Source organism: Actinoplanes sp. CA-051413 (assembly GCF_050955795.1).
GTDB lineage: Bacteria > Actinomycetota > Actinomycetes > Mycobacteriales > Micromonosporaceae > Actinoplanes.
Window position 1 is genome coordinate 3,395,793 of record NZ_CP192100.1, and the last position, 24,295, is coordinate 3,420,087.

Here is a 24,295-nt window from a genome sequence, read left to right on the forward strand (position 1 = left end):
TCAGAACGCGGCCTTGCCGCCGACCGGCACCTCGTCGGTGTACTGCGACTCGCCGGCCAGCAGCGGCTGGAGCCCGGCCACGAGTTCCCGGGCCGCGGCGGTCGCGAAGAACCGGCTGTGCGCCTCGGCGCTGGTCCAGCCCTCGGTGACGTGCACGACGTCCGGGTTGCCGGCCGAGCGGCCGACCAGGAAGACGACACAGTCGTCGTCGGACAGTGACGGCGCGTCGAGCAGCAACGCGAGCACCGCGTCACCCTTGCCGGGCTGCGCGGTCATGGTGGCGTGGAAGCCGTGGTTGATGGTCATCGGATGTCCCCTCGATCGGTGCCGCTGGTTGCAGCTCCCAATCTGGCGGCGCCCGGACGGATCTTGCTCAGTCATCCGACTGCCGGATCCGCGGCGATCGCGGCCGGTGCGGCTTAGGTCATCTGACAGATGCGCGGCGGCGGGCGGTGCTCGACGATCGAAGGCGTGACGAGGCCATCAGGACGGGAAACCGCAGCGCAGCCGGCCGTGCTGCGGACGCGTGAGGTCCGCGACCGCGCGTTGTTCGACCTGGACGACGGGCCGGTGACGCCGTCGAACCGGGCCGACCTGACGGCGACCACCCGTCTGCTGAACGTGCTGCTGGCCAGCCTGCTCGTGTCCTCGTTGCAGTTCGACCAGCACGCCGTGGCCGTCCCCGCACCCTCGGCGCGACCGCTGGCGGACTTCCTCCGCGCCTGCGCCGAGCACGACCGCGACAGCGTGCGGCTGCTCGCGGCGCGGATCCGGGATCTCGGTGCCACCGGCGACCACGACCCGCAGCACCTGAGCGCCCGGTCCCGGATCGCCTTCCGCGCCTTCCCGGACGGCGACGTGACCGCCGTCGTGACGCAGAACCTCGTCGGCGTGCGGATTCTGGTCCAGACGCTGCAGGAGGCGGTGCGCTGGGTCGGCGCCGACGATCCCACCACCCGGCGGCTGCTGGAAGGGCTGCTGGAGGACAAGGAGGAGCAGGCCGGCCGGCTCAGCGCCCAGGCGGCCCATCAGCAGGCGGCGACAGCGCATCCCGGAGCCCGGCGCGGGACGTGACGCCCAGCTTGGGGAAGATCCGGTACAGGTGGGCGCCGATCGTGCGGTGCGACAGGTACAGCCGTTCGGCGATCTGCTTGTTGCTCAGCCCGCTCGCCGCCAGCTGGGCGATCTGGCGTTCCTGGGCCGTCAGCGCGCCCAGCTCACCCTCCGGCGGCCGGGCCGGCCGGTGCCCGGCCGCCCGCAGCTCGGCCTGGGTGCGCGCGAGCCACGGCTCGGCCGCCATGGCGGCGAAACCGTCGCATGCGGCGAGCAGGTGTCGGCGGGCCTGCGCGGAGGATCTCGTACGGCGCAGCCGCTCACCGACAGCCAGCCGGACCCGGGAGGCGTCGAACAACCAGCGCTCGGCGGCCGGACCGGCCAGCAGCGCCTCCAGCCGGTGCACCGGCTCGTCGCCGCCGAGCACCAGCGCCTCGGCACCGGCCTGGATCAGCGCCATCCGTCCCGACAGCGCCCCCACGTCCGCGGCCCGCATCGCCTCGACGTGGGCCCGGGCCTCGACCGTGCGCCCGGTCCGCACCGCCGCCTCGACCAGGTCGAACATGACCCAGGTGCAGTGCGGCACGTACGCGGTCAGCACGCCGGGCGGGCTCATCGCGGCGGCGTGCCGGAACGCGGCCTCGAAGTCCCCTTGTCCCGACGCCGCCAGCGCGCGCGGCTGGTGGGCGAACAGGGCCGCGGCCGCCACGCCACGCGGCAGCGCCCAGTTGGTGATCTCGTCGGCGAGGGCGTACGCCTCGCCGAAGCGTCCCCGGCCGGCGGCGACCAGCGCCCGGTTGTACCGGAAGTACCACGCGAAGAACGGGAAGCCACTGGTGTCGCAGATCCGTTGCCCCTCCAGGGCCAGTTCCTCGTCCTCGTCCCACCGGCCCACCAGGAAGTCGTCCAGGCACAGGTGCATGAGGGCGCCGAGGTGCCGGCGCGGCGGGCCACCGTCGCGGCCCTGCCGGACCAGCCGCCAGGAGGACTCGCGGCAGTCGCCGAGGCGGTCCAGATAGACCGAGGCCGTACCGATCCGCATGATCCGGGTGGGATCCGCCTCGTCGGCCAGCGAGCGCAGGATCGCGTCGATCCGGGGCAGTGCCGCCGCCCCGGTGCGGACCGGATCGGGGAAGGTCTCGCTGACCAGCGCGAGAACCTCCGGCGGTTCCGGCCGCAACCGGCGCAGCACCCGGAAGTAGGACTCCCAGTACTCCGGCGTGCTGCCGTACCAGCTCACCAGCAGCAGCGTGTGCACGGCCTCGACCAGCGCGGGGTCGTCGGCCCGGTAGCCGTGGTCGCCGGCCTCGATGGCACCGACCAGCAGCCGGTGCGCGGTGTTGACATCGCCGTCGCCGTTGAGCATGAGGAAGGCAGCCGCATTGGCCACGTGCAGGGAGCCGGCGGCGTCCGGGGCGGCCCGACGGGCATCGCGGAGCAGCGCCTCGGCGTCATCGACACCGCTGGCCTCCGCACCGATGTACGCGGCCTCGGCCAGCCGCCGCCCCCGGCCCGCGCTCGTCGTGCTCAGCTCCGCCGCCCGGACCAGGGCGGCGATCGCGGCGAACGCGTCCCCGCGCAGCATCACCCGGTGCGCCGCGTCCTCCAGCAGCTCCGCCACCGCCTCGTCCGGGCCGGCCGCGGCCGCCGCCAGGTGCCACGCGCGGCGCTCCCGGTCGTCGGTCAGCGCGCCGGCCAGGGCGGCGTGGGCCCGGCGGCGTTCCTCGTGGGTGGACACCGCCACGATGGCCGACCGGATCAGCGGATGCCGGAACGCGATCCGCGCCGTGGCGTCGTCCACCCGCACCAGCTGGGCCCGTTCCGCCGGGGCCAGATCGGCCAGGCTGACCCCGTCGGGCAGGGCGGCCCGGAGCACCCGGACGTCACCGGTGCTCTCGAAGGTGGCCAGCAGCAGCAACTGCCGGGTCGGTTCCGGCAGGCCGGTGAGACGCGTGGCGAAGATGGCCTGGAGGCGGTCGCTGAGCGGAACCACCTCCGGCTGCGTCACGGCGCGCTGCGCGGCACCCAGCAAGGTGGCGGGCAGCTCGATCAGGGCGAGCGGGTTGCCCTGCGCCAGGTCCAGCAGCCGATGGCGGACCCGGGCCGGCATGTCCGGATGGTTGGCCGTGACCAGCTGCCCGGCCGCCTCGCCGTCCAACGGCTCGACGACCTGCTCCGCCAGGCCGCGCCGGTCCAGGAAGCTGCCCGTCCCGGCCCGGGCCGACGCCAGCAGACCGGCGCGGCGTCCCGCCAGCCGCCGGGTGATGAAACCCAGGACGACGGCGCTGGCCCGGTCGATCCAGTGCACGTCGTCGACCAGCAGCACGACTGGAGCGTCGGCGGCCAGCTCGGAGATGAGCAGCAGCGCGGCATTGCAGACCAGGAGCACGTCCGGGGGAGTACCGGCGCCGAAGCCGAGTGCCACCGACAGCGCCTCCCGCGGACCGGGTGGAAGACGGTCGAGGTCCGCGAGCACGGGCAGGAACAACTGGTTGAGACCGGCGTAGCTGACGTCGGCCTCGAACTCGGACCCGGAAGCGCGCAGCACCCGCATGCCCCGCTCCGCGGCGAGCTCGGCCGCGGCGGTCATCAGGGCGGACTTGCCGACGCCCGGGTCGCCGCTGATCAGGCGGGCGTCGCCGTGCTGCCGTACGCCGTCGAGAAAACCGGCGAGCCGCTCGAGTTCAGCATGGCGTCCGAAGAGTCCGATGGGGGCCACACATACCTCACGCGCCTGTCGTTGCCGGTCACCTGCTGCCGGGCACGGTATATCGGCTCCTGCGCGCTGCGGCACTCCTGGCGCGGGTACCGGCAGGATCGGGCAAGACTACGCGAGCTTTGATCAACGGCCGCCCGCGAGGTGCGAAGCCTCGGCCTGGTGCACCCGGAGGCCGTGGTCGATGAAGTTCAGGATCCAGGTGAAGCTGACATCGACATCAGCGGCGATCTGGAAGCTGCCGGCGGCTTCCAGGGTCGCGAATCCGTGCAGCATGCTGCGCAGCATCCGCAGGGCGTGGATCTCCTGGTCGGGGGCCAAGTGGTAGCCGTGCAGCATGGCGGTCCACGAGGCCAGGACCCGCTGGACGGCCGGGATGAACGGGTCGTCGGGCCCCCTGCCGGCGGCGACGTTGCCCGCTGCGTACCGGCCGGGGTGGGCCAGCACCCACGAGCGCATCGCCTGGGCACCGGCGACGAGGGCTTCGCGGCCGGATCGCCCCTGGGTGGCATCGCGGAGGGTGTCCGCGAGCTCGTTCATGGCCAGCACGGCGATCCGGTGGGCCAGGTCGGCCTGGCTGGCGATGTGCTTGTAGAGCGAGGGCGTCCGGACGCCGAGCCGTTCCGCCAGCAGGCCCATGCTGAGCCCGCTGAAGCCGACCTCGTCGGCCAGGGCGGCACCGGCGGCGGTGACCGTGGCCCGGTCGAGTCCGGCTCTAGGCATTGGTCAGCGTCCGGGCGAGGAACGGCAGCGACAGCGCGACGACCTCGTCCGGGGTCTGGGCGTGCGGGTAGTGGCCGGCGCCGTCGATGACCGCCAGCTGCCCGAGCCCGGCCGGCAGGTCGGCGATGATCTTCTCGCCCTCGGCGCGGGGGTCGGCCCAGTCGGGGTCGAGGCTGCCCTCGACGATCAGGACCGGGCACCGGACGTCGGGCAGCCGCGCGCCGGCGTCAGCCGGGCTGGTCTTGCACATGGCCTGCAGGGCCTTCATGCGGCCGGGCTCGCTCATCGTGGACTCGATCCGCGCCAGCTCACCGGCCCAGTCGGCGGGCTTGGTGGGGTACGCCACGTCGAGATACTTCTTCCAGGCCGACAGGCTGCCCAGGGCCATGGTCATGCCGAGCTGGGTGGATCCGGTCCGGTGGCGCTTCACCCGGATCAGCCCGCTCAGCGAGACTGTCTGCGTACGGGTGAACGGCGCCAGCTCGATGACCCCGGCGATCAGCTCCGGCGCCGTGGCCGCGGCGATCGTCGCGGCGCCGCCGCTGATCGACTGCCCCATGATCACGGCCGGGCCACCGAGGTGACGCACGAGCGCCACCAGGTCACCGGCGATGTCGGTACGGCTGAAGCCGTCCCATCCGGGACTGGAGTCCCCGCAGCCCCGGATGTCCATGTTGGCGACCCGGTATCCGGCCGCGACCAGGGCCGGGGCGACGAAGCGGTACGAGTGGCGGCTGTCGCCCATGCCGTGCGCGAGGACCACCAGCGGCCCCTCGCCGGTCACGTCGTAAGCGATCTTGTTTCCGGCGATGTTCAGGAACTCAGTCATGATCTTCTCCAACGGCTTGGCTAACCTCGTTAGCCAAAAGCTACTGCCATTAGCCGGAAGAGTCAAGGTCATCACGCGGGTGTGGTCAGGCCCACTGGACGACGTCGTCGTGCTCCAGGCGGGGCAGCCGGCCGAACCACGGGTTCTCACCGGGATGCCCGATGTTGACGACCAGGATCGAGCGGAAGCGCCCGTCCGGGAAGAACTCGGCGTCGACCCCCGCCGCGTCGAAGCCGCTCATCGGCCCGGCGGCCAGGCCGTGGGCGCGGACGGCGAGGATGAAGTAGCCGGCCTGCAGGGCGGCGTTGAACGAGGCGGTCTGGGCCCGCATGGCGTCGTTGCCGGCGAAGACCTCCCGCAGTTCCGGCTTGAACGGCAGGACCGTGGGGATGTGCTCGTGGAAGCGGGTGTCCAGGGCCAGGACCGCCACGGCCGGAGCGGCCGCCGTCTTGGCCCGGTTGCCCTCGTTCATGTGTTTGACCAGGTTGTCGCGACCGGAGCCGGGACGGACGAAGAGCGCGCGCAGCGGTTGGGTGTTGGCCGACGTCGGCGCCCAGCGGGCCAGCTCCCAGATGTCGGACAGCTCGGCGTCGCTCACCGGTGTGTCGGCGAAGGTGTTCGCGGTCCGCGCGCCGGTGAACAGGGTGTGCCGGGCCTTGTCGTCCAGGCGCTCGAGCGGGCCGTCGCCCAGGTTCTCGCTGCCGATGATCGCGTACGGCGCCGGTCTGGTCATGCCCGCCTCCAAGATGGTTAACGTGTGAACCAAACCGTAGGTCGGCAGTGGTTCACATGTCAACCAACGCTAGAGTGACGAGCATGACCGAGGTGCGGTGGCTGGACGAGCGGGAACAGCGGGCGTGGCGCAGCCTGATGACGATGCAGCACGGCCTGTCGGAGTACCTCGACCGGCAGCTGCGGAACCGCTGCGGGCTATCCGACGCCGACTACCAGGTGCTGGCCCATCTCTCCGAGGCTCCCGGCGGCCGGTTGCGGCCGTTCGAGCTCGGCGCCCTGCTGCGCTGGGAGAAGAGCCGGCTGTCGCAGCACCTGAGCCGGATGGAGAAGCGCGGCCTGGTCACCCGCGAGCCGTGCCCCACCGACCAGCGGGGAGCCGTCATCGTCATCACCGGGCCGGGCGGCGACCTGATCCGGGCCGCCGCGCCGCAGCACGTCAGCGACGTCCGGGACGTGTTCGTCGACCATCTCACCGCGGCCGAGCTGGAAACCCTGGTCACGATCGGCGACAAGGTCCGGGCCCGGCTGGCCCGGGCCGAGCAACGCTGACGCCGGTCAGGGGCGCTCGGCCCCTCGGCGGCCGGCCGGGCCGAGTGCCGAGCTGTTCCAGCAGCTTGCGGGAGTCCCGGCGCAGCTGGGCCGGGGTGCCGGAGAACGCGGTGACGCCCACCGCCCGGGTCTTGGTGTGAGCGGGGTGAGGTCTTCGGCGAGGGAAGATGATCCTGACGAGAGGGGACAGGCGTGGGGTCGACACCGCTGGACGGACGGCTGGCCGCGGCACGGGCCGAGGCGCTGGTGGGCCGGGACGCGGAGCGCGCGGTGCTGGACCGGATGCTGTCCGGGGCGGCGGAGGCCCCGCTGGTCGCGTACCTCCATGGGCCCGGCGGCATCGGCAAGTCCTGGCTGCTGCGCTACGCCGGCCGGCAGGCCGAGCTGGCCGGCCGGCGGGTGGTGCCCATCGACGCCCGGTACCTCGACGCGGACCCCCGCCGGCTGGCCGAAGCCGCGGCCGTGGCGTGCGAGGAGCCCGGCGTCGTGCTGCTCATCGACACTTTCGAGCGCTGCCGGACGCTGGAGGCCTGGCTGCGTGACACCTTCCTGCCACGGCTGGCCCAGGGGGCGGTTGTCGTGCTGGCGAGCCGGGTCGCCCCGGACGTCGAGTGGTCGCTGGATCCCGGCTGGGCGCCGCTGTTCGCCGAACTCGTCGTGCGGCCGCTCGACGCCGCGCAGTCCGACGCCCTGCTCGCGGCGCGCGGGGTGCCGGCCGATCGCCGGCCCGAGCTGGTGGCCTTCGCCGGCGGCAGCCCGCTCGCGCTCTCGCTCTGCGCCTCCGTCCTTGCCACGGGCGCGCCCTGGGAGCCGACCGGCGAGGTCCTGACCACCCTGGTCGAGCGCCTGGTGGGTGACCTGCCGGGTCCCGCGCACCGGCGGGCCCTGGAGGTCGTCGCGCAGGCGTACGTCACGCGCGAGTCGCTGCTGCGCGCGGTGCTGGGTGACGAGGACGCCGCGGAGGTCTTCCCCTGGCTGCGCCAGTTGCCCTACGTCGAGGCCACCCCGGAAGGGCTGCATCCGCATGACGCGGTGCGTTCCACGCTGGCGGCCGACCTGCGCTGGCGGGATCCCGAGCGCTATGAGGAGGTACGCGTACGCGTCTCGATCGCCTGCCTGCACGAGGCCCGGCGCGCCGCCGAGGACGACGCGCTGGTGCGGGTGGCGGAGTGGATGTTCCTGTTCCGCGACGACTGCGGCCCGGACGACCCGTACGACTGGCGGCCGCACCCCCAGGTCGAGGACGCCCCGCTGCACCCGGCCGACGTGCCCGCCGTGCTGCGCATGGCGCAGGAATCGGAGGGGCCGGCAGCGGCGGCGGCGGTCGCGCACTGGGCGCGTCGGCGGCCCCAGGGCTTCCGCGTCTACCGGTACGCCGGTTCGCCGGCACCCGTCGCGTTCGTGGCATTCCTGCAGCTGGAGGCGCCGCTGTCCGAGGACCGGGCGGCGGACCCGGTCATCGCGGCGCTGTGGGATTTCGTGGATAAGGCAGCCCCGCTCGGGCCGGATGAGCATCTGAGCGTCCGGCGCTTCGCGGTGCAGTCCGGCCGGGTCGAGCGGCCCTCACCGTTCCTGGATCTGATCGGACGGCGCGCCGTCGCCGCCGACCTGAGGGCCCGGGGACGCGCTATGAGCTTCGCGGTCGTGGAGGACGCCGAGCGGGTCCGGGGCTACCTCACCAGCGCCGGGTTGCAGGAGGTCGTGGCCGCGGACGTCGGCGGGCGGGAGCAGCACGTCTTCGGCCGGGACTGGCGGCGGCAGCCGGTGGAGCAGTGGGTGCAGGACCGGGCCCGTACCGGGGTCGTGCCCGCGGCCGGTTGGACCGACGCGGCGTCCGCCGGCGACGAGCTGTCCCGGGAAGCGCTGGCGGAGGCCGTGGACGAGGCGCTGCGCACGTGGCACGTTCCGCGGGAGTTCGCGACCAGCGTGCTGCTGCACACGCGCCTCGCGCCGCAAGGTTCGACCGATCCCGTGGCGGACCTGCGTGGCGCCGTCATGGCCGCCGTCGACGCGCTGCCCGTCGATCCGGCGGGCGTGAAGGCGTACGAGGCGCTCACCGCGACGTACCTCTCGGCTTCGCGTACCCACCAGGCGGCCGCCAGGCGGTTGGGCGTGCCGTACGGCACGTACCGGCGGCATCTCGGCCTGGCCAAGGAGCGGCTCGTCGAGCACCTGCTGCGCCGGCTGGCCTGACCTTCCTCACCTGCGTGGACACTGCTGAGCAGCAGTGAGCACCGCGGGCCGTGGCGTACGGGCCGGCGCGTGGCGCAGGGTGGTCGGGCGGGAGATGTCCTGTCGGCTGGATCACGTCTCACTCTCTTGCTTCGAATTCGAAGCATAGGTATGGTCAGAGGGTGCTTCGAAATCGAAGCAAATGCGGAAGGTGAGGATCAGCCATGAAGGCAGTGCGTTTCCACGAGTTCGGCGGCCCCGACGTCCTGCGGTACGAGGACGTCGACCAGCCCGTCCCGGGCGCCGGGCAGGTCCGGCTGCGGGTGGCCGCGACCAGTTTCAACGGCGTCGACGCGAACATCCGCGGCGGCAACATGCAGGGCCCGATCCCCGTCGCCCTGCCGCACACCCCGGGCATCGACGTGGCCGGCACCGTCGACGCCCTCGGCGAAGGCGTCGACAGCGTCGCGGTCGGTGACCAGGTGATCGGCTTCCTGCCCATGACGGGAATCGGCGCTTCCGCCGAGTACGTGATCGCGCCCGCCGAGGTTCTGGCGGCGGCGCCCACGACCGTGCCGCTGGCCGACGCCGCCGCACTGCCGGTGGTCGGTCTGACCGCCTGGCAGGCCCTGTTCGAGCACGCCAAGCTGACCGCCGGACAACGCGTGCTGATCAACGGCGCCGGCGGAGCGGTCGGCGACTACGCCGTCCAGCTGGCCAAGAACGCCGGCGCCCACGTCATCGCGGTGGCCGGTCCGCACAGCACCCGGCGCGTCCAGGCGGCCGGCGCCGACCAGGTCATCGACCACACCAGCGCCGACGTCACCGCCGAGGTCACCGAGCCGGTCGACGTGGTGCTCAACCTCGCCCCGGTCGACCCCGCGCAGCTCAGCGCGCTCGTCACCGTCATCCGCGACGGCGGCACCCTGGTGAACACGACCGTGTGGATGCCGGCGCCCTCCGACGACAAGCGCGGCGTGGCGGGGATCAACCTGTTCGTCCGCAGCGACACCGATCAGCTCGCGCAGCTGGCCGGCCAGGTCGACGCGGGCCGGCTGCACATCAACATCGCCGAGCGGGTCGCGCTGGCCGACCTGCCCGCCCTGCACGCCCGGGCCGCCACCGGCGCGCTGCCGAGCGGCAAAGCCACCATCACCGTCGCCGCCTGAGATGAGCGAAGCGATACAGCTGCTGATCAGCTCCGCCGACCGGACCGTCCCGATCACGGTCCAGCAGCGGACCTGGCGAGCACCGGGCGACGCGTTCCGCCTGATCGTCCCCATCGACCTGCCGAGCGTGTTCCATCGCGTGGCACCGTTCCCCGGCGTCAGCAGCGTCGCCGGGCAGACCGAGCCGTGGGACCACGCCGGCCCGACGAGGAACCCGCAGTTCGACGACGGGTCGCAGGCGGACGAACAGCTGACCGAGTACACGGACGGGGTCAGCTTCGCCTACCAGCTGACGGGTTTCACCAACGTCCTGGCCCGCCTCGCGGCCGGCGTCCGGGGCGAATGGAACTTCAACCCCGACGGCGATGGCACGCTGATCCGGTGGACGTACGAGTTCAAGCCGCTGCCGGGGCGTCGCTGGATCCTCAACGGTCCCTTCCGGCCGCTGTGGCGCCGCTACATGACCGCCGCCCTCGCAAGATGCGTGCACGTGATCGAAGCAGAACCGGCAACGAGAGGCCAGCGATGATTCCCGACGACGATCCGGCCCGGTCGCTGACCGTGGCCAACCCGGACGACCCGGCAACCACGTTTGTGTCCCTGGTGGGCAACACGTACGCGATGCTGATCACCGGCGAGCAGACCGACGGCCGGTACTGCCTGATCGACATGCGTGTACCCGACGGCGGCGGCCCGCCGCCGCACCGGCACGACTTCGAGGAGATGTTCACGATCCTCGAAGGAGAGATCGAGTTCACCTTCCGCGGCGAGAAGCACGTCGTCAAGGCGGGCTCCACGATCAACATTCCGGCCAACGCGCCGCACAACTTCCGCAACACCTCCGGCGCGCCGGCCCGGATGCTGTGCATGTGCACCCCGGCCGGGCAGGAGGAGTACTTCACGAAGATCGGCACGATCGTCGCCGGCTGGGACGCGCCGCCGCCGCAGCTGTCGGCCGACGAGCTCGCCGACCAGCGCCGCCGCGCCGGGGAACTGGCCGGGACCTACCGCAGCGAGTTCCTCTGACCCCGCCATGGGATCTGGTTTACCGGGGCGATCCAGGGCACCCTTCGGTTATCCCGCCACCTCGGGCCGGGTAGCACAGTTCCGGGCGCGAGCCCGGAGGGAAGGGGAAGCGACATGGCCAGGGACGAACTGAACACGGAGGCGGCCGAGGGCGAGCGCGACCGCCGGTTCCACGGCGGCGCCCCGGCCCACCTCGACGACGACGAGCTGGCTCGCCGCACCGACGAGGAACGGGCCGACGCCGGGGTCATCGACTACGACCCGGCCGGCGTGCCGGCGGCGACCGACGACCCGGTGCCGTTCGACCCGCAGGCCGACAACGACGAGCAGGACATCGAGAGTGTCACCGCCCGTCAGGAGGCCGAGGGCGAGACCATCCCGCTCAGCGAGGACAACCCGTTCCCGCCGACGCGCTACCCGGAGTCCTGAGGACGATTCCTCAACCGCGCACGAGCGCGTCGTACACCGCGGCGAACCGTGCGCGGCGGTCCGCGTAGTGCTCGACGTGCGCCGCTCTGGGCTCGTACGTCGCGCCGGTGGCCCGGGGCGCCCGTGGGACGTCCGGGGCCAATACGTCGAGCGCCAGCAGAGCCGTGCCGCGCTGCGTGGCGCGGCGCCGGGTCACGTGCGTGACAGGCCGCCCCAGCACGTCCGCGAGGACCTGGAGCCACTCGGGCCGGTCGTTGCTGACCCGGCCGGCCGCCGCGACCTCCAGCACCCCCGGGGCGGCCGGGTGCAGCTCGTCGGCGACGCGCGCGTAGGTCATGGCCACGCCCTCGACGATCCCGCGGAACATGCTGTCGGCGTCCGTGGCCGCCGACACCCCGCCGAGCACCGCACGTGCCCCGCCGACCCAGCCGGGCGCACGTTCACCGGTGAGATACGGCAGCACGAGCGGCGTGGCATCGCTGGGCGGCGCGGTGAGAGCGGCCCCGAGCGCCGGGCTGAGGCGCAACGTGCTCTCGGCCCAGCTGACGGCGCGGCCGACGTCGTTGATCGCCCCGCCGAGCAGCGTGCGGCCGGCGTCGACCCGGTAGTTCCACAACCCGAACGGCAGGGGATCGGCCGGGCCGTCGAGCAGCACCCGCAGGGCACCGCTGGTGGCGGTGGCCGCGGTGAGCACCGTGGCGTCGGTCGCCCCGGCTCCGATGTTGCTCGCGAAGCCATCGGTGATGACGGGGAACCACACGGCCCGGGCGAGGGCCGGCCACCGCGCCGGGGTGGCCGGAGGTGCCGGCTGCGTCATGTCCCGCGGCGGGGAGAGCTGCTCCGGGCCGATGCCCGCGGCGGCGAGCAGCTCGGCGTCGAGCGCACCGGTGCGACGGTCGAGCAGGCCGGTCCACGCCACCGTGGACGTCCCGGCGAGCGGCTGCCCGATCAGCCGGGCCAGGATGTACTCACCCAGGGACCACCAGGCGGCGGTGCCGGCGACGATGCGCGGCTGCGCGGCCGCCAGCCAGCGCAGGCGCGGGGCGTGATAGCTCGTGTGCAGACGGGTGCCGGTGCGCTGCTGCACCGCGTGCTCGTCCAGCTCCTGACGCAGCGCGGCGACCGCGCCGGCGCTGCGGGAGTCGGCGTAGGTCAGGCACGGGGTGAGCGCGCGCCCGGCGGCGTCGACCGCGATCAGCGAGGCGGCGAAGGTGTCCATCGCGACACCGGCGATGCGGGTCCCCAGCCGCGGATCACCGGTGACCGCGGCGAGAACCTGCTCGACCTCCGCGGTCACCTGATCGGGATCGATGACCGAGGTGCCGTCCGGCGCGACCGTGAAGGCGTGCGGCACCTTGTGCTGCAGGCCGTGCACCCGCCGCCCCGACGCGTCGTGCACGCCGCCCCGGGTAGCGGTGGACCCGATGTCCAGGGCGAGGACCAGCGGGTCCACCGCCGCGTCGAGGGTGACGTCGTCGTCGGTCCGGGTCATCGCGGTCTTCCCTCTCAGGACTTCAGCAGGTGTTTCTGGACCTTACCCATCGCATTTTGATCGAAGCAGAACCGGCAACGAGGGGCCAGCGATGATTCCCGACGACGATCCGGCCCGGCGGGCTCCACGGTCAACATCCCGGCCAACGCGCCGCACAACTTCCGCAACAATTCCGGCGCGCCGGCCCGGATGCTGTGCATGTGCACCCCGGCCGGGCAGGAGGAGTACTTCACGAAGCGCCGCCGCGCCGGGGAACTGGCCGGGACCTACCGCAGCGAGTTCCTCTGACCGGTCAGCCGCCCCGGCGAGTGTGGCCCTCGACGCCGGACTCCGAGGGCCACGCCGAGGTCAGCTCGCCCGGTACTGTTGCGGCACCTGGCCGTTGACGAGCCAGGGCGGAAGATCGGTTCGCCGGTTCACCTCGAGTTTGCGGTAGACCCTGGTGAGGTGTTGCTCCACGGTGCTCACGCTGACGTAGAGCTCGGAGGCGATCTGCCGGTTGGTGAGCCCGCGCGCGGCCAGCGCGGCGACGCGCCGTTCGGCGTCGCTCAGGTCGGCGGTGCGGCTCTTGATGTCGGACACCACAGTGCGGCCGTACCGTGACCCCGCACTCTCGTCGGCGAGGGTGGCGGCCAGCCCGGCGGCACCGCACTGCACTGCCATCTCGTGCGCGCGCCGAGCCAGCGTGTCGGCCTCGCCGGTCCTGCCCAGCGCGCGGCAGCTGCTGCTCAGCGCGGCCAGGGTGCCGGCCAGCTCCGCCCGGTTGCCGCAGTTCGCGAAGTGCTCCGCCGCCTCGCGCAACAGGGACAGCTTGACCTGGGGGCGGTCGGTGACCGCGGCCAGGGCTCGCAACGAGATGCCCCTGACCCGGCTCTGCGCGGGCTGTCCCATGGTCAGCTGTTCCTCGACCAGCCGCCGTGCCTCGTCGCGACGGCCGAGCGCCGTCAGGGCGGCCGCGGCGTCACTGCGCCACGGTATGACGGCCGGACTGTCCATGTTCCACCGCCGCATCCGTTCGCCGCACATGAGGTGATCCCGCACCGCGGCCTCATAGCGGCCGGCGGCCAGGTGATGCTGGCCGCGGGCCCGCAGATAGTGCAATCCGAACGGGGTGCGGAACAGCGCCTCGGGTACCGGCACGTTCAGATACTCGGCGGCCCGGTCGGGACAGCCGCGCGCCAGCGACACCAGGGCGCCGGTGGCCAGCGGCCAGCCCAGAGCCACCCCCCAGCCCTTGTCCGACATGAGGGACAGGGCCTGGCGAGACTCGCCCTCCGCCGCGATCAGGTCACCCTGCCGTCCGCTGATGGAGGCGCGCGCCGCGGTGAACAGCGCCTGCCACATCGGTGCGCGTGGTCCCGCCTCGGCCACCATCTGGTCGCACCAGGCCGCCGCCGCGTCCAGTTGATCCGTGTGGATCAGCGACGAGATCGCCACTATGATCGTTTCGATCGTGGTGTCGTCCGACCTGACGTGCTGCAGAATCTGGGCCGCCTGCCGGCCCAGGTCGGTGACCGCGTCCGGACCCGGGGGCCCTTCGACGGCCCGGAGCAGGCGCTGGGCGGACGCCCCGGTGGCCTGGTCGAAGGCGGGCGGGGCGCTGGGCTCGGCCGCCGGTGGGAACAACGGAGGGTGCTGGTCGGCCAGCAGGCGCAACGTGTCCGGATAGAGGAAGGCCAGCCAGAGCTGCACGGTGGCCAGCATGATGCCGCTGCTCGAGGCCGCGTGCCGCATCCGGCTCAGTCCGGCGCGCAGCGCGTCGACCGCCTTGTCCACGTACCCGTGCCACATGAGCTGCTTCACGGTGACAGCCGTCTGTACGGCGGACAACTTGCCCGCGCTGACCGCCGCCGTCAGCACGGCGAGATGCCTCGTGGTCGCCGACGGATCCACCCGCCATTCGAGGGCGGCGGTGTTGACCGTGGTGGCGAGGCGCTGCTCCTCGTCGGTGTCCGCGCGTCCCGCCGTCCGCAGGTGGGCCAGGGCGGTCCGCAGGTCACCGCGGGCCGTGACCACGTCCACGGCGTCGTGCACGACGTCGACCATCCACGGCTCGTCGAGCTCACCGCCGAGCGCCAGGTGCCGGGCCACGAGCTCGCTGGCGGCGCCGTCGCCGTGCAGCGTGGCGGCGGCCCGGCGGTGCAATGCAGTCACCTCGCCGGCTGTCATGCTGTCCAGCACGGCCTGCTGCACCGCGTTGTGCCGGAACCAGTCGTCCCGCAGCAGCCCGGCCAGCGTGAGGGTGTCGTACGCCGCGTTCACCGTGGACATGCCCTGCCGCACCACATCGGCGACGAGTGACCGCCGGGCCCCGTCGCCGAGTACGGCGATCGCCCGGGCCGTCGCCATGACCGGGCAGTCCGCGCGGTAGAGACAGCTGAGCACGGCCCGGACGAACGCGTCACCGATCGCCGGCTCGGCCGCCGGTGCCGGGCCGGTCGCGCGATGGTCCTCGACAAGCGCTCTCACCAGCAGCGGATTGCCACCGCTGATGTCGTGGAACGCCCGCTGGAGACGATCGGCGGCGGCCCGGCCGAGGTGCTCGCCGATCAGCTCGCCGACTGCTCCCGCGGGCAGCAAGGAGAGCCGCATCAGCCGGCAGTGCGGCTGGCGGAGCAGCTCTCCCTGGAGCAACGGGTGGGTCAGCTGCGGCGGCATCCGGTCGGTGAGGATGAGCAGCATCCGCGCGCGTTGCATCCGTCGCGCGACATAGAGGATGCACTGCAGCGATAGTTCGTCGGCGTGGTGGACGTCGTCCACCGAGATCAGCACCGTGCGATCCGCCGCCAGGTCGAGAAGCTGCAAGCACAGCCCGTGCAGCACCGCCGCCAGGGCTGCCTGCGTCTGACCCGGATCGTCCGCGGCGGCCGACGCCAGCCGGATGCCCTCGTCGAGCAGGGCCACCGCCCGGCGCGCCTGTTCCGGTGCCTCGATGTGCCGCACCAACTGCCCGATCACTGCCAGGGGCAGTGCTTGTTCGTCCGCGGATGCCACGGCGCTCACCACGAGCGCACCCGACTTCTCGGCATGCTCCGACCAGCTCTGCAGCACCTCGGTCTTCCCGCTGGCGATGGGGCCACTGACGAGCACCACCCGTCCGGCGCCTTCATCGCTGTCCGCCAGCACTCTGTGCAGGAGCGCCAGCTGCTCATGTCGATCTACCAACGTCACTTCCGCGTTCCCCCATGACTGTCCATCACGCCGAGTTCTCAGTTGGATGCCGGACTTCTCCTCCGAACTCCCCTCCGCCGATGTGCGGCCCACGCGTGTGTGTCCGAGCGCGTCCGGGCGATGCCGGCCGATCGCGCTCGAGGCCTGTCGTCAGCGGCGGTCGCCGGTGAGGACAGTGGACTGTGTCAGCTGAGTGATTCTGGCATTACGCATGGTCGACATCAACGCGCTTGTCCCACCCTGCAGAGCGCGGCACCAGACTAAGATCGTCTTCTCGTCACTTGAGTCGAAAGTCCAGTGAAGTCGGCTACCGTCGCCCCCATGGGGAGAGGGCAGTCGATGCCGCCGCTCGTCGTCCGGGACGATGAGCGGGAGGTTCTGCTCAGGTGGACCCGGCAGGCCACGGTCGGGCAGTCGCTCGCCCTCCGCGCCCGGATCGTGCTGGCCTGTGCCGCCGGGGTGAGCAATCGCGAGGTCGCCGACCAGCTCGGTGTGTGGCCACAGACCGTGGGCAAGTGGCGCGCCCGGTTCGCCAAGGACGGCCTGGCCGGCCTGCGTGACGGCCCACGCGCGGGTGCCCCGCGCCGGATCTCCGACGAGCGGATCGCCGAGGTCGTCCACCGGACCCTCGATGAAGAACCGCCGGGGTCGTACTGGACGACCCGCGCCATGGCGGCGGCCACCGGGATCTCCCAGACGATGGTCAGCCGGATCTGGCGCAGCGTCGGCCTGCACCCGGCACACGCCGCCTCGTGGCGGGTGGCCGCCCATCCTCGCTACGTTGCCGCGGTACGGGGCCTTGTCGGGTTCTATCTGGACCCGCCCTGCCGGTGCCTGGTCCTCGCGCGGGACCCGGCGGCCGACGGGGATGGCGACGGTGCCCGGGCGCCGCACTGGACCTGGGAGGCGGAGCAGCAGGAACCGGGACGCCCGCGGTACGCGCCCGGCGGCGACGCCGCGCTGGAAGCCACCCGGGACCTGGCCGGACGGCGGCGCTTCCACCGTCGCCGGCAGCTGCTCGCCTTCCTGGAGGAGTGCGGCCGGCGTACGCCGGGTGACCTGGAGCTGGACCTGTTCTTCGATCCACCGCCCGCGGCGGACAGTCTCGTGCCGGACGCCTGGCTGGAGCGCAATCCGCGGTTCCGGGTGTTCGTCCTGCCCGCCGGCTCGATGTGGACCACGCTGGCGGCCTTCTGGATCGACGATCTGGCCGGGCGGCTGTCCGAGAAGCACCGCCGCCGCATCGCCGCCCTGGAGGGTGAGGTGATGGCCTGGGCCTGCGAGTGGGGTGAGCAGGCCGCTCCGTTCACGGCCGTCTGGGACTCCCATCTCGATCCCGGTAGGGCGGCAAGCCTCGACCAAGATGAACGAACTTAGGACTCAAGCGAACGGATCCGTCCCCTATTACAAACGTAAATTTTTTGCGGCCAGAAAATTTCGTGAGGGTTTAACGGGTTAATGCCGTAAAGGTCCACTGTGGCATTTCATATCTTCCTGACGCTTCGCCGGATTAAGTCGAATTCATCCATCCGACCTGTCTGAGCAAGATCAGCACGCTGTGGTGGATTTACCCTTTTCCCGGGTTGCGGGGCCGTCCCGGCTAGGGGTGGGGAGGCCGGTGATGTGGGGTTGAGGGTGCCCAGGGGCGTCGTTACTGTTCGGGCATCGACACCGGTGGACCCGTCCGCCCGCAACGGGGCCCGCGGACGAGGAGCGAGCCGGTGAGAGCAGCGTTGCCGCTGCGTCCACCGATCCTTTCCGGAGGGGGGATCGGCATGCCCGGTCCACCCGCATGACGAATTGATCCGGAGGTGCATCATGACGTCCTTCGCTGACCGGCTGTACGAATCGGCCGTCTCTCTGAAAACCGTCGACCGGGAGCACGGCGGGAGCACTCCGCGGCTGCGATACCAGATCATGGGGCCGCTGCGGGTGCTCGGCGGACGTGAGGGGTCGTCCATCAGCGCCCACAAGATGGAAGTCCTCCTCGCTGTCCTGCTCACCCGGGCCGGCCAGGTGGTGCCCCTGGATCAGCTGGTGAGCGAGGTCTGGGGCGGTAACCCGCCGTTGCGGGCCCGGGCGGCGGTGCACGTCTACGTCTCCCAGCTGCGCCGGTTCCTCAGCGTTCCGGGCCGTACCGAAAGCCCCATCGTCACCAAAGCGCCCGGATACCTGCTCGACATCGGCTCCGACGAGCTCGACCTGGAGTCCTTTCACAGCGCGGTCCGCCGCGGTCGTGGCTTCGCCACCGACGGCCGTCACGATCTGGCGACCGAGTCCTTTCACGATGCCCTGCTGCTGTGGCGCGGACCGGCGCTGGAGGGGCTCTGCGACAGCCCGGCGATCAGCGCGTTCGTCACCTGGCTGGAAGAGATCCGGCTGGATTGTGCGGAGGCCGTGGTGGAGTCCAGCTTCGCGCTGGGCCGGCACCGGGACATGGTCGGCTTCCTGCGCCAGCTCGTCGCCGAGCACCCGCTCCGGGAGACTTTCCATCGCCAGCTGATGCTCGCGCTGTACCGCTCGGAACGGCAGGCGGACGCGCTCAAGGTGTACGCCGCGGCCCGTCAGACTCTCAACCGCGAGCTCGGGCTGGAGCCGTGCCGGGCGCTGCAGCACCTGCACCGCGCGATCCTCAGCGACAACGACGATCTGCACGCCGGGGAAGCGGCTTGAACCGCGGTGCCACGCCCATCACACGCGATCTGAACGGGGGGAGTGCCATGTCGGCCACCATCAAGGAGAACGACGCCTGGGTCAGGCGTTACCACCCGATCGGCCGGCCGGGGGTGCGGCTGGTGTGCTTCCCGCACGCGGGCGGATCGGCGTCGTTCTACCGGCCGATGTCGGCGGCGCTGGCCGGAGCCGTCGACGTGTTGGCGCTGCAGTATCCCGGGCGGCAGGACCGGCGCACCACACCCTGTGTCGACAGCGTCGACGAGCTGGCGGAGCAGATCCTCGAAGCCCTGCTGCCGTGGGCCGACGAGCCTTTCGCGTTCTTCGGGCACAGCATGGGCGCGGTTCTCGCCTACGAGGTGGCAAGGCGCATGGAACAGCGGCACCTGCCGTCCCCGGTCCGCTTGATCGTCTCCGGCCGGCGCGCACCGACCCGCCGGCGTCCGGCCCGGGTGCACCTGCTCGACGACGACGGCATCGTCGCCGAACTGCGCGCCCTCAGCGGCTCGGACCCGCGGGTGCTGGGCGACGAGGAGCTGCTGCGGATGATCCTGCCCGCCGTCCGCAGCGACTATGCGGCCATCGAGACCTATGTGTGCGCCGATCCGGCCCCGGTGAGCTGCCCGGTCACGGTCCTGACCGGTGACCGGGACCCGCAGGTGACCCTCGATGACGCCCGCGAGTGGCAGTCCCACGCCCGCGGCGGCTTCTCGATGCACATTCTCCGCGGCGGTCACTTCTTCCTCATGGAGCAGCCGGACGAGGTGGTCCGCATCGTGCGGGAGTCGCTGGTGGGCCGCTGACCGTCCGCCGTACTGGTAGCCCGCGAGGCACCGGTGAGCCTGGGTGGCCGCCGGTGCCCTTTCGCGCGTCCGGGTCCGGGCCGCACACCCGGTGGGCGCCGGTGCGTTCGGCTTCACGAGCCGTCGGCACCGGCGCCCGTCGTGTTCACCGGCCGGCCGTTGCCAGGTCGTCCGGGGCCGTCGTGAGGCTGGTGTGCAGGAACTCGGTCAGGGCCAGTGGGGTGCGCAGTTCGAAGATGACCACGGGCGGCAGATCGAGTCCGGTGGAGGCGGCGAGCAGATTGCGCAGCTCCAGGGCGGTGAAGGAGGAGAAACCGAGATCGAGGAACTCGCTGCCGATGTCGATCGCCTCCGTGGAACTGTGGCCGAGGACGTTGGCGGCGTGGGTGCGTACCAGCTCGAGCAGGAGGGTCTCGCGCTCCTCGGCGCTCTCCGAGAGCGCCAGCCGGCGGCGCAGGGCCCCGGGATCGTCGATGCCCCCGGTGGGCTCGATCGCACCGGTCGGCTGGGCGGCCTCGGACAACGCACCGAGCAGCGGCGGGCAGTCGTCGGCCGGCAACGCGGGATCCAGGTCCAGCACCGCCACGTCGGGTTCGCCCTTCCCGGCCGCGTGCCAGACGAGGGGCAGACCGTGCGAGGCGTCCAGAGTCCGCAACCCCGGGTGCTCCCACGGGCCGGCGGCCGATCCCGGTGCGCTCCCGGTCCACGGGCCCCAGGCCACCGACAGGGCGGGCAAGCCGGCGAGCCGGCGTTGCCGTACCACCTCGGACAGTCGCAGGTGCGTGACATCGTCGGACAGGCCGAGGCCCAGCGCGCCGGCCGCCGCGGAGAAGACGATGAACGCCGCGACGTTGCTGTCCCGGGTGGCCTCGTCCAACCGGTACGCCTGTTCGACAGCGACGCTGTGGTCCTCGGCCGTCTGCACTCCGGTCGTGTGCACCACGGCGGTCAGCGGGCGATCGGCGGGCAGCCCGGCCAACAGGCCCTGCAGTTCCCCCGCATCGCGCAACGCGGTGGCCACCACCGTGACCGCCGAGCCGGCGGAACGCAGGTCGCCGAGCAGTTCCTCGGCCTCCGCCTCGTCCCGTTCGCTGTCGACGGTCAGCAGCAGGTGGGCGGCGCCGGCGAGTGACCGGGCCACCTGAGCGCCCAGACCGTGGATGCCCTCGGTGATCAACACCGTTCCGGCCGTCCAGGGCCGGGGCTCGTCCCCCTCGGGTTCGAGCATCGCGGGCACCAGTCGCCGGGCGTAGCTCCCGGACGTGCGTACCGCCACGTCGTCCGGTCCTGATTCCCGGACCAGCACAGCCGCGATCCGTGCGCCGGTCCGCGCGTCGAGCGGCCGAAGGGGAAGGTCGAGCAGCCCGATGCCCGGCCCGGACCGCGCGGCCTCGAGCAGCGCCGTGCGGTGGCGCGACTGCCACTGGTCGACCTCGTCCCCGCCGACCGCGGTGACCGCTCCGCGCGTCACCAACCACAGGGGAGCGTCGATGCCGGCGTCGCGCACGGACCGCGACACCAGGCCGGCCGGTTGCCACGCCGCTTCCCCGTCGGGAGCGTCCGACACCAGCAGCATGCCGGCGATCGCCGCACCGGCCGCGGCCTCCTTCACCCGATCGGCGAGACGGTCGAGATCCGGGTGCCCGGTCAGATCCAGGTGTACGACGTCGGCACCGTGCTCACGCAGGATCTGCTCGTACGGTGATCGGCCGGTGCTCGCCACCAACCAGGTGCCCGTCAGCAGGCCGGTCGCCGGCTCGTCGATCGGGACCCAGGCGAACCGGTAGCCCCAGTGCCGCCGGCGGCGCCAGGCGGACAGCGTGGGCAGCAGCGCCTTGAGGGCGTCCCGGTCGGCCGCGCCGACGCCGAGCACCGCCGCCGCCGTGGCGAGATCCTGGTTCTCCACCGCGGTCCAGAGCTGGTGCTCGGAGCTGTGCCGGGTGGCCGAACCGGTGGTGGTGGTACCCACGTCCAACCAGTAGCGCTCCCGCTCGAAGGCATACGTCGGCAGCTGCACGGCGCGCCCGGTGGCGGGCAGCGCGGGCGAGCCGGCCCACTCGATGTGCGTACCGCGGACCCACAGCTGCGCGAGGACCGCGAGCACGGTCCGGGTTTCCGGCTGATCCCGGCGCATGACCGCGGTCACCAGTCCGGGTGCCTCGTGCGGTCCGTTCGTCACACCCGACAGGCACTCCAGGGTCATGGGGGCCAGCACCGGGTCGGGCCCGAGTTCGAGATAGGTGGAGGTCCGGACTGTGGTGAGGTGGGTGATGGCGTCGGCGTAGCGGACGGTGCCGCGGAGTTGCCGGGTCCAGTACGTGGGGTCGGTCAGGTCGGTGTCCGGTTGCCCGGTCAGGGTGCTCACGATCGGGATCGCCGGTGGGTGGTAGGTGAGGGTGGCGGCGACGGTGGCGAGTTCGTCGAGCAGCGGGTCCATGTGGTGGGAGTGGAAGGCGTGGCTGACCGTGAGGACGCGGGTGCGGACGCCTTGTTCGCGGAAGGTGGCAGCGAGGGTGCGGACCGCGTCCGGATCACCGGAGATCACGGTGCTGGTCGGGCTGTTGACCGCCGCGATGCAGACGTGGTCGGTCAGGGCGGCGCGGACGGTCTGCTCGTCGGTGTTGATGGCGGCCATGAGGCCGCCGGGTGTGCTGATGTGTTGCATGAGCCGGGCGCGGGTGGTGACCAGCAGGGCGGCGTCGGTGAGGTCGAGGACGCCGGCGACGTGTGCGGCGGACAGTTCACCGATGGAGTGTCCGACGAGGTGGTCGGGGGTGACGCCGTGTGCGGTCAGGAGCCGGTAGAGGGCGACTTCGACGGCGAACAGTGCGGGTTGGGTGTAGAGGGTCTGGTGCAGCAGGTCGGGGTCGTCGGCGGTACCGAGGATCAGGGGGAGCAGCGGTTGCGGTAGGTGGGGGCCGAGGGCGGCGCACACGTCGTCGAGGGCCGTGGCATAGACCGGGTAGTGCTGGTACAGGTCGGCGCCCATCCCGGGACGCTGGGCGCCCTGCCCGGTGAACAGGAACGCGGTGCCACCGTTGTCGCTGTCGGCCGTACCGGTCACCAGATTGGGCGCGGCGCTGCCCGCGGCCAGAGCTTCCAGCCCCCAGCGGAAGCCCTCCGCATCGTCGGCCAGCACCGCGGCCCGATGGGTGAAGGCGGAGCGGGCCGTGGCCAGCGCCCGGCCGACCTCGGCCGGTGTCGCCGGTGCGTCAGGGACGGCGAACGTCTGCAACCGCTCGGCCTGAGCGCTGAGCGCGTTCCGGCTCTTGGCCGACAGCAGCCAGGGCATCAGCGGTGGCGCCGCGGCGGCCGGCACGGGCCGCGGATCCTCCGTCGCCGGTGCCTCCTCCAGGATGACGTGGGCGTTGGTGCCGCTGATGCCGAAGGACGAGACGGCGGCGCGGCGCGGCCGGTCGGCGCGGGGCCAGTCATGGGCTTCGGTGAGCAGGTTGACCGCGCCGCTGGTCCAGTCGATGTGGGGGCTGGGTTCGTCGGCGTGCAGGGTTTTCGGCAGCACGCCGTGCCGCATGGCTTGGATCATTTTGATGATGCCGGCGACGCCGGCGGCGGCTTGGGTGTGGCCGATGTTGCTTTTGATGGAGCCGAGCCATAGGGGTTGGTTGTCGGGGCGGTTCTGGCCGTAGGTGGCGAGCAGGGCTTGGGCTTCGATGGGGTCGCCGAGGGTGGTGCCGGTGCCGTGGGCTTCGACGGCGTCGATGTCGGTGGTGCTGAGTCCGGCGTCGGCCAGTGCGCGGCGGATGACGCGCTGCTGGGCTGGTCCGTTGGGTGCGGTGAGGCCGTTGCTGGCGCCGTCCTGATTGACCGCGGAGCCACGCACCACCGCCAGGACGCGGTGGCCGTTGCGCTCGGCGTCCGACAACCGTTCCAGCAGCAACAGGCCGGCACCCTCGCCGAACCCCGCGCCGTCGGCGTCGGCGCCGAACGACTTGCACCGGCCGTCGGCCGACAGCCCGCGCTGCCGGCTGAACTCCGTGAACAGCCCCGGGCCGGCCATGACGGTGACCCCGCCGGCCAGCGCCAAGGTGCACTCACCGCGGCGCAGCGCCTGCGCCGCGAGATGCACGGCAACCAGCGAGGACGAGCAGGCGGTGTCCACGGTGACTGCGGGACCTTCCAGGCCGAAGGTGTACGCCAGCCGGCCCGACGCCACGCTGCCGGCGCTGCCGTTGCCCACATATCCTTCGAGATCCTCCGGGACCTCCCGGACCCGGCTGCCGTAGTCGCTGTACATCACGCCGGTGAAGACGCCGGTGGAACTGCCGCGCAGGCTGTCCACGTCGAGCCCGGCCCGCTCGAAGGCCTCCCAGCTCGTCTCCAGCAGCAGGCGCTGCTGGGGGTCCATGGCCACTGCCTCGCGCGGGCTGATGCCGAAGAACCCGGCGTCGAACCGGGCCGCGTCGTACAGGAAGTAGCCCTGCCGGGTGTAGGTCTTGCCCGGTGCGTCCGGGTCGGGGTCGTAGAGGTTCTCCACGTCCCAGCCCCGGTCCCCAGGGAAGTCACCGATCGCATCGGTCTCCGCCGCCACCAGGTCCCACAGGTCCTCCGGAGTGCCCGTCCCGCCGGGATAGCGGCAGCTCATCCCGATGATCGCGACCGGCTCGTGCTGACGGCTCTCCGCCTCGGCGAGCCGCTCGCGGGTCCGGTGCAGATCGGCCGTCACCCACTTGAGGTAGTCAACCAGCTTTTCCTCGTTCGTCATGCCTGACTCTCCTTGACGGTGTGTCCCGGGCG

Annotated in this window: 18 protein-coding genes; 10 read left to right on the top strand and 8 right to left on the bottom strand. The window is 72.2% G+C overall.

The genetic code is table 11. The annotated features are described in order from the left end of the window. Nucleotides 1–306 (bottom strand): putative quinol monooxygenase, encoded by a 306-nt coding sequence (locus ACQP2Y_RS16075; protein ID WP_433728904.1) that lies wholly within the window; start codon nucleotides 304–306, stop codon nucleotides 1–3. A gap of 165 nt (nucleotides 307–471) precedes the next feature. Here ACQP2Y_RS16075 and ACQP2Y_RS16080 point away from each other — a divergent pair, with 165 nt between their 5' ends. Continuing rightward, nucleotides 472–1,074 (top strand): ferritin-like domain-containing protein, encoded by a 603-nt coding sequence (locus ACQP2Y_RS16080; protein WP_433728906.1) that lies wholly within the window; start codon nucleotides 472–474, stop codon nucleotides 1,072–1,074. Here ACQP2Y_RS16080 and ACQP2Y_RS16085 read toward each other — a convergent pair. The 4 genes from ACQP2Y_RS16085 to ACQP2Y_RS16100 form a co-directional block, all read right to left on the bottom strand. Further along, a complete protein-coding gene (locus ACQP2Y_RS16085; protein WP_433728909.1) occupies nucleotides 1,010–3,772 on the bottom strand; it encodes an ATP-binding protein in 2,763 nt (920 codons plus the stop codon). The genes ACQP2Y_RS16080 and ACQP2Y_RS16085 overlap by 65 nt on opposite strands. Nucleotides 3,773–3,895: 123 nt before the next feature. Further along, the gene (locus tag ACQP2Y_RS16090; protein ID WP_433728911.1) at nucleotides 3,896–4,492 is read right to left on the bottom strand and encodes a TetR/AcrR family transcriptional regulator; all 597 of its coding nucleotides are present in this window, start codon (nucleotides 4,490–4,492) and stop codon (nucleotides 3,896–3,898) included. Continuing rightward, entirely contained in the window at nucleotides 4,485–5,321 is an 837-nt protein-coding gene (locus ACQP2Y_RS16095) for an alpha/beta fold hydrolase (protein ID WP_433728913.1), read from the bottom strand. Before ACQP2Y_RS16095 ends, ACQP2Y_RS16090 begins: the two co-directional genes overlap by 8 nt. 85 nt (nucleotides 5,322–5,406) lie before the next feature. Then, nucleotides 5,407–6,054 carry a malonic semialdehyde reductase gene (locus ACQP2Y_RS16100; protein WP_433728916.1) on the bottom strand — a complete coding sequence of 216 codons (648 nt, stop codon included), beginning with the start codon at nucleotides 6,052–6,054 and terminating at the stop codon, nucleotides 5,407–5,409. Between the two features lie 83 nt (nucleotides 6,055–6,137). On the opposite strand from ACQP2Y_RS16100, the gene ACQP2Y_RS16105 reads away from it, so the two are divergent. From ACQP2Y_RS16105 to ACQP2Y_RS16130, 6 genes are all read left to right on the top strand, one after another. Next, nucleotides 6,138–6,605: a MarR family winged helix-turn-helix transcriptional regulator gene (locus ACQP2Y_RS16105; protein ID WP_433728918.1), complete on the top strand. Its 468-nt coding sequence runs from the start codon at nucleotides 6,138–6,140 to the stop codon at nucleotides 6,603–6,605. A gap of 192 nt (nucleotides 6,606–6,797) precedes the next feature. Continuing rightward, nucleotides 6,798–8,798, top strand: coding sequence for an ATP-binding protein (locus ACQP2Y_RS16110; RefSeq protein ID WP_433728920.1), 2,001 nt, complete (start codon nucleotides 6,798–6,800; stop codon nucleotides 8,796–8,798). Nucleotides 8,799–9,001: 203 nt separating this feature from the next. Beyond that, the gene (locus ACQP2Y_RS16115; RefSeq protein ID WP_433728923.1) at nucleotides 9,002–9,946 is read left to right on the top strand and encodes an NADP-dependent oxidoreductase; all 945 of its coding nucleotides are present in this window, start codon (nucleotides 9,002–9,004) and stop codon (nucleotides 9,944–9,946) included. Between the two features lies 1 nt (nucleotide 9,947). Further along, a complete protein-coding gene (locus ACQP2Y_RS16120) occupies nucleotides 9,948–10,475 on the top strand; it encodes an SRPBCC family protein (RefSeq protein ID WP_433728924.1) in 528 nt (175 codons plus the stop codon). Beyond that, nucleotides 10,472–10,972: a cupin domain-containing protein gene (locus tag ACQP2Y_RS16125; protein WP_433728926.1), complete on the top strand. Its 501-nt coding sequence runs from the start codon at nucleotides 10,472–10,474 to the stop codon at nucleotides 10,970–10,972. The genes ACQP2Y_RS16120 and ACQP2Y_RS16125 overlap by 4 nt, the downstream gene beginning before the upstream one ends. A gap of 114 nt (nucleotides 10,973–11,086) precedes the next feature. Continuing rightward, nucleotides 11,087–11,401: a hypothetical protein gene (locus tag ACQP2Y_RS16130; protein ID WP_433728928.1), complete on the top strand. Its 315-nt coding sequence runs from the start codon at nucleotides 11,087–11,089 to the stop codon at nucleotides 11,399–11,401. A gap of 10 nt (nucleotides 11,402–11,411) precedes the next feature. On the opposite strand, the gene ACQP2Y_RS16135 is transcribed toward ACQP2Y_RS16130, so the two are convergent. Beyond that, nucleotides 11,412–12,893, bottom strand: a complete 1,482-nt coding sequence (locus ACQP2Y_RS16135; RefSeq protein WP_433728930.1) for a gluconokinase — start codon at nucleotides 12,891–12,893, stop codon at nucleotides 11,412–11,414. A 348-nt stretch (nucleotides 12,894–13,241) separates the two neighbouring features. Next, nucleotides 13,242–16,064, bottom strand: a complete 2,823-nt coding sequence (locus ACQP2Y_RS16140; protein ID WP_433728932.1) for an AAA family ATPase — start codon at nucleotides 16,062–16,064, stop codon at nucleotides 13,242–13,244. Nucleotides 16,065–16,385: 321 nt separating this feature from the next. Between ACQP2Y_RS16140 and ACQP2Y_RS16145 the strand changes: the two genes are divergently transcribed. The 3 genes from ACQP2Y_RS16145 (at nucleotide 16,386) to ACQP2Y_RS16155 (ending at nucleotide 19,540) form a co-directional block, all read left to right on the top strand. Then, nucleotides 16,386–17,441: a helix-turn-helix domain-containing protein gene (locus ACQP2Y_RS16145; RefSeq protein ID WP_433728934.1), complete on the top strand. Its 1,056-nt coding sequence runs from the start codon at nucleotides 16,386–16,388 to the stop codon at nucleotides 17,439–17,441. Between the two features lie 441 nt (nucleotides 17,442–17,882). Next, nucleotides 17,883–18,737 (top strand): AfsR/SARP family transcriptional regulator, encoded by an 855-nt coding sequence (locus tag ACQP2Y_RS16150; RefSeq protein ID WP_433728936.1) that lies wholly within the window; start codon nucleotides 17,883–17,885, stop codon nucleotides 18,735–18,737. 47 nt (nucleotides 18,738–18,784) lie between these two features. Further along, complete coding sequence (locus tag ACQP2Y_RS16155; RefSeq protein ID WP_433728938.1) at nucleotides 18,785–19,540, top strand: thioesterase II family protein; 756 nt, start codon at nucleotides 18,785–18,787, stop codon at nucleotides 19,538–19,540. A 145-nt stretch (nucleotides 19,541–19,685) separates the two neighbouring features. Here the strand turns inward: ACQP2Y_RS16155 and ACQP2Y_RS16160 are convergent, their stop codons facing one another. Further along, nucleotides 19,686–24,263, bottom strand: coding sequence for a type I polyketide synthase (locus tag ACQP2Y_RS16160; protein WP_433728940.1), 4,578 nt, complete (start codon nucleotides 24,261–24,263; stop codon nucleotides 19,686–19,688). Nucleotides 24,264–24,295 lie beyond the last annotated feature (32 nt).

Excerpts from the sequence above, each read along its gene's own strand:
- ACQP2Y_RS16145 (WP_433728934.1), top strand. The coding sequence starts at position 16,386 with ATGGGGAGAGGGCAGTCGATGCCGCCGCTCGTCGTCCGGGACGATGAG.
- ACQP2Y_RS16155 (WP_433728938.1), top strand. The coding sequence starts at position 18,785 with ATGTCGGCCACCATCAAGGAGAACGACGCCTGGGTCAGGCGTTACCAC.
- ACQP2Y_RS16135 (WP_433728930.1), bottom strand. The coding sequence starts at position 12,893 with ATGACCCGGACCGACGACGACGTCACCCTCGACGCGGCGGTGGACCCG.
- ACQP2Y_RS16100 (WP_433728916.1), bottom strand. The coding sequence starts at position 6,054 with ATGACCAGACCGGCGCCGTACGCGATCATCGGCAGCGAGAACCTGGGC.
- ACQP2Y_RS16075 (WP_433728904.1), bottom strand. The coding sequence starts at position 306 with ATGACCATCAACCACGGCTTCCACGCCACCATGACCGCGCAGCCCGGC.
- ACQP2Y_RS16120 (WP_433728924.1), top strand. The coding sequence starts at position 9,948 with ATGAGCGAAGCGATACAGCTGCTGATCAGCTCCGCCGACCGGACCGTC.
- ACQP2Y_RS16090 (WP_433728911.1), bottom strand. The coding sequence starts at position 4,492 with ATGCCTAGAGCCGGACTCGACCGGGCCACGGTCACCGCCGCCGGTGCC.
- ACQP2Y_RS16115 (WP_433728923.1), top strand. The coding sequence starts at position 9,002 with ATGAAGGCAGTGCGTTTCCACGAGTTCGGCGGCCCCGACGTCCTGCGG.
- ACQP2Y_RS16095 (WP_433728913.1), bottom strand. The coding sequence starts at position 5,321 with ATGACTGAGTTCCTGAACATCGCCGGAAACAAGATCGCTTACGACGTG.
- ACQP2Y_RS16150 (WP_433728936.1), top strand. The coding sequence starts at position 17,883 with ATGACGTCCTTCGCTGACCGGCTGTACGAATCGGCCGTCTCTCTGAAA.
- ACQP2Y_RS16105 (WP_433728918.1), top strand. The coding sequence starts at position 6,138 with ATGACCGAGGTGCGGTGGCTGGACGAGCGGGAACAGCGGGCGTGGCGC.
- ACQP2Y_RS16160 (WP_433728940.1), bottom strand. The coding sequence starts at position 24,263 with ATGACGAACGAGGAAAAGCTGGTTGACTACCTCAAGTGGGTGACGGCC.
- ACQP2Y_RS16130 (WP_433728928.1), top strand. The coding sequence starts at position 11,087 with ATGGCCAGGGACGAACTGAACACGGAGGCGGCCGAGGGCGAGCGCGAC.
- ACQP2Y_RS16125 (WP_433728926.1), top strand. The coding sequence starts at position 10,472 with ATGATTCCCGACGACGATCCGGCCCGGTCGCTGACCGTGGCCAACCCG.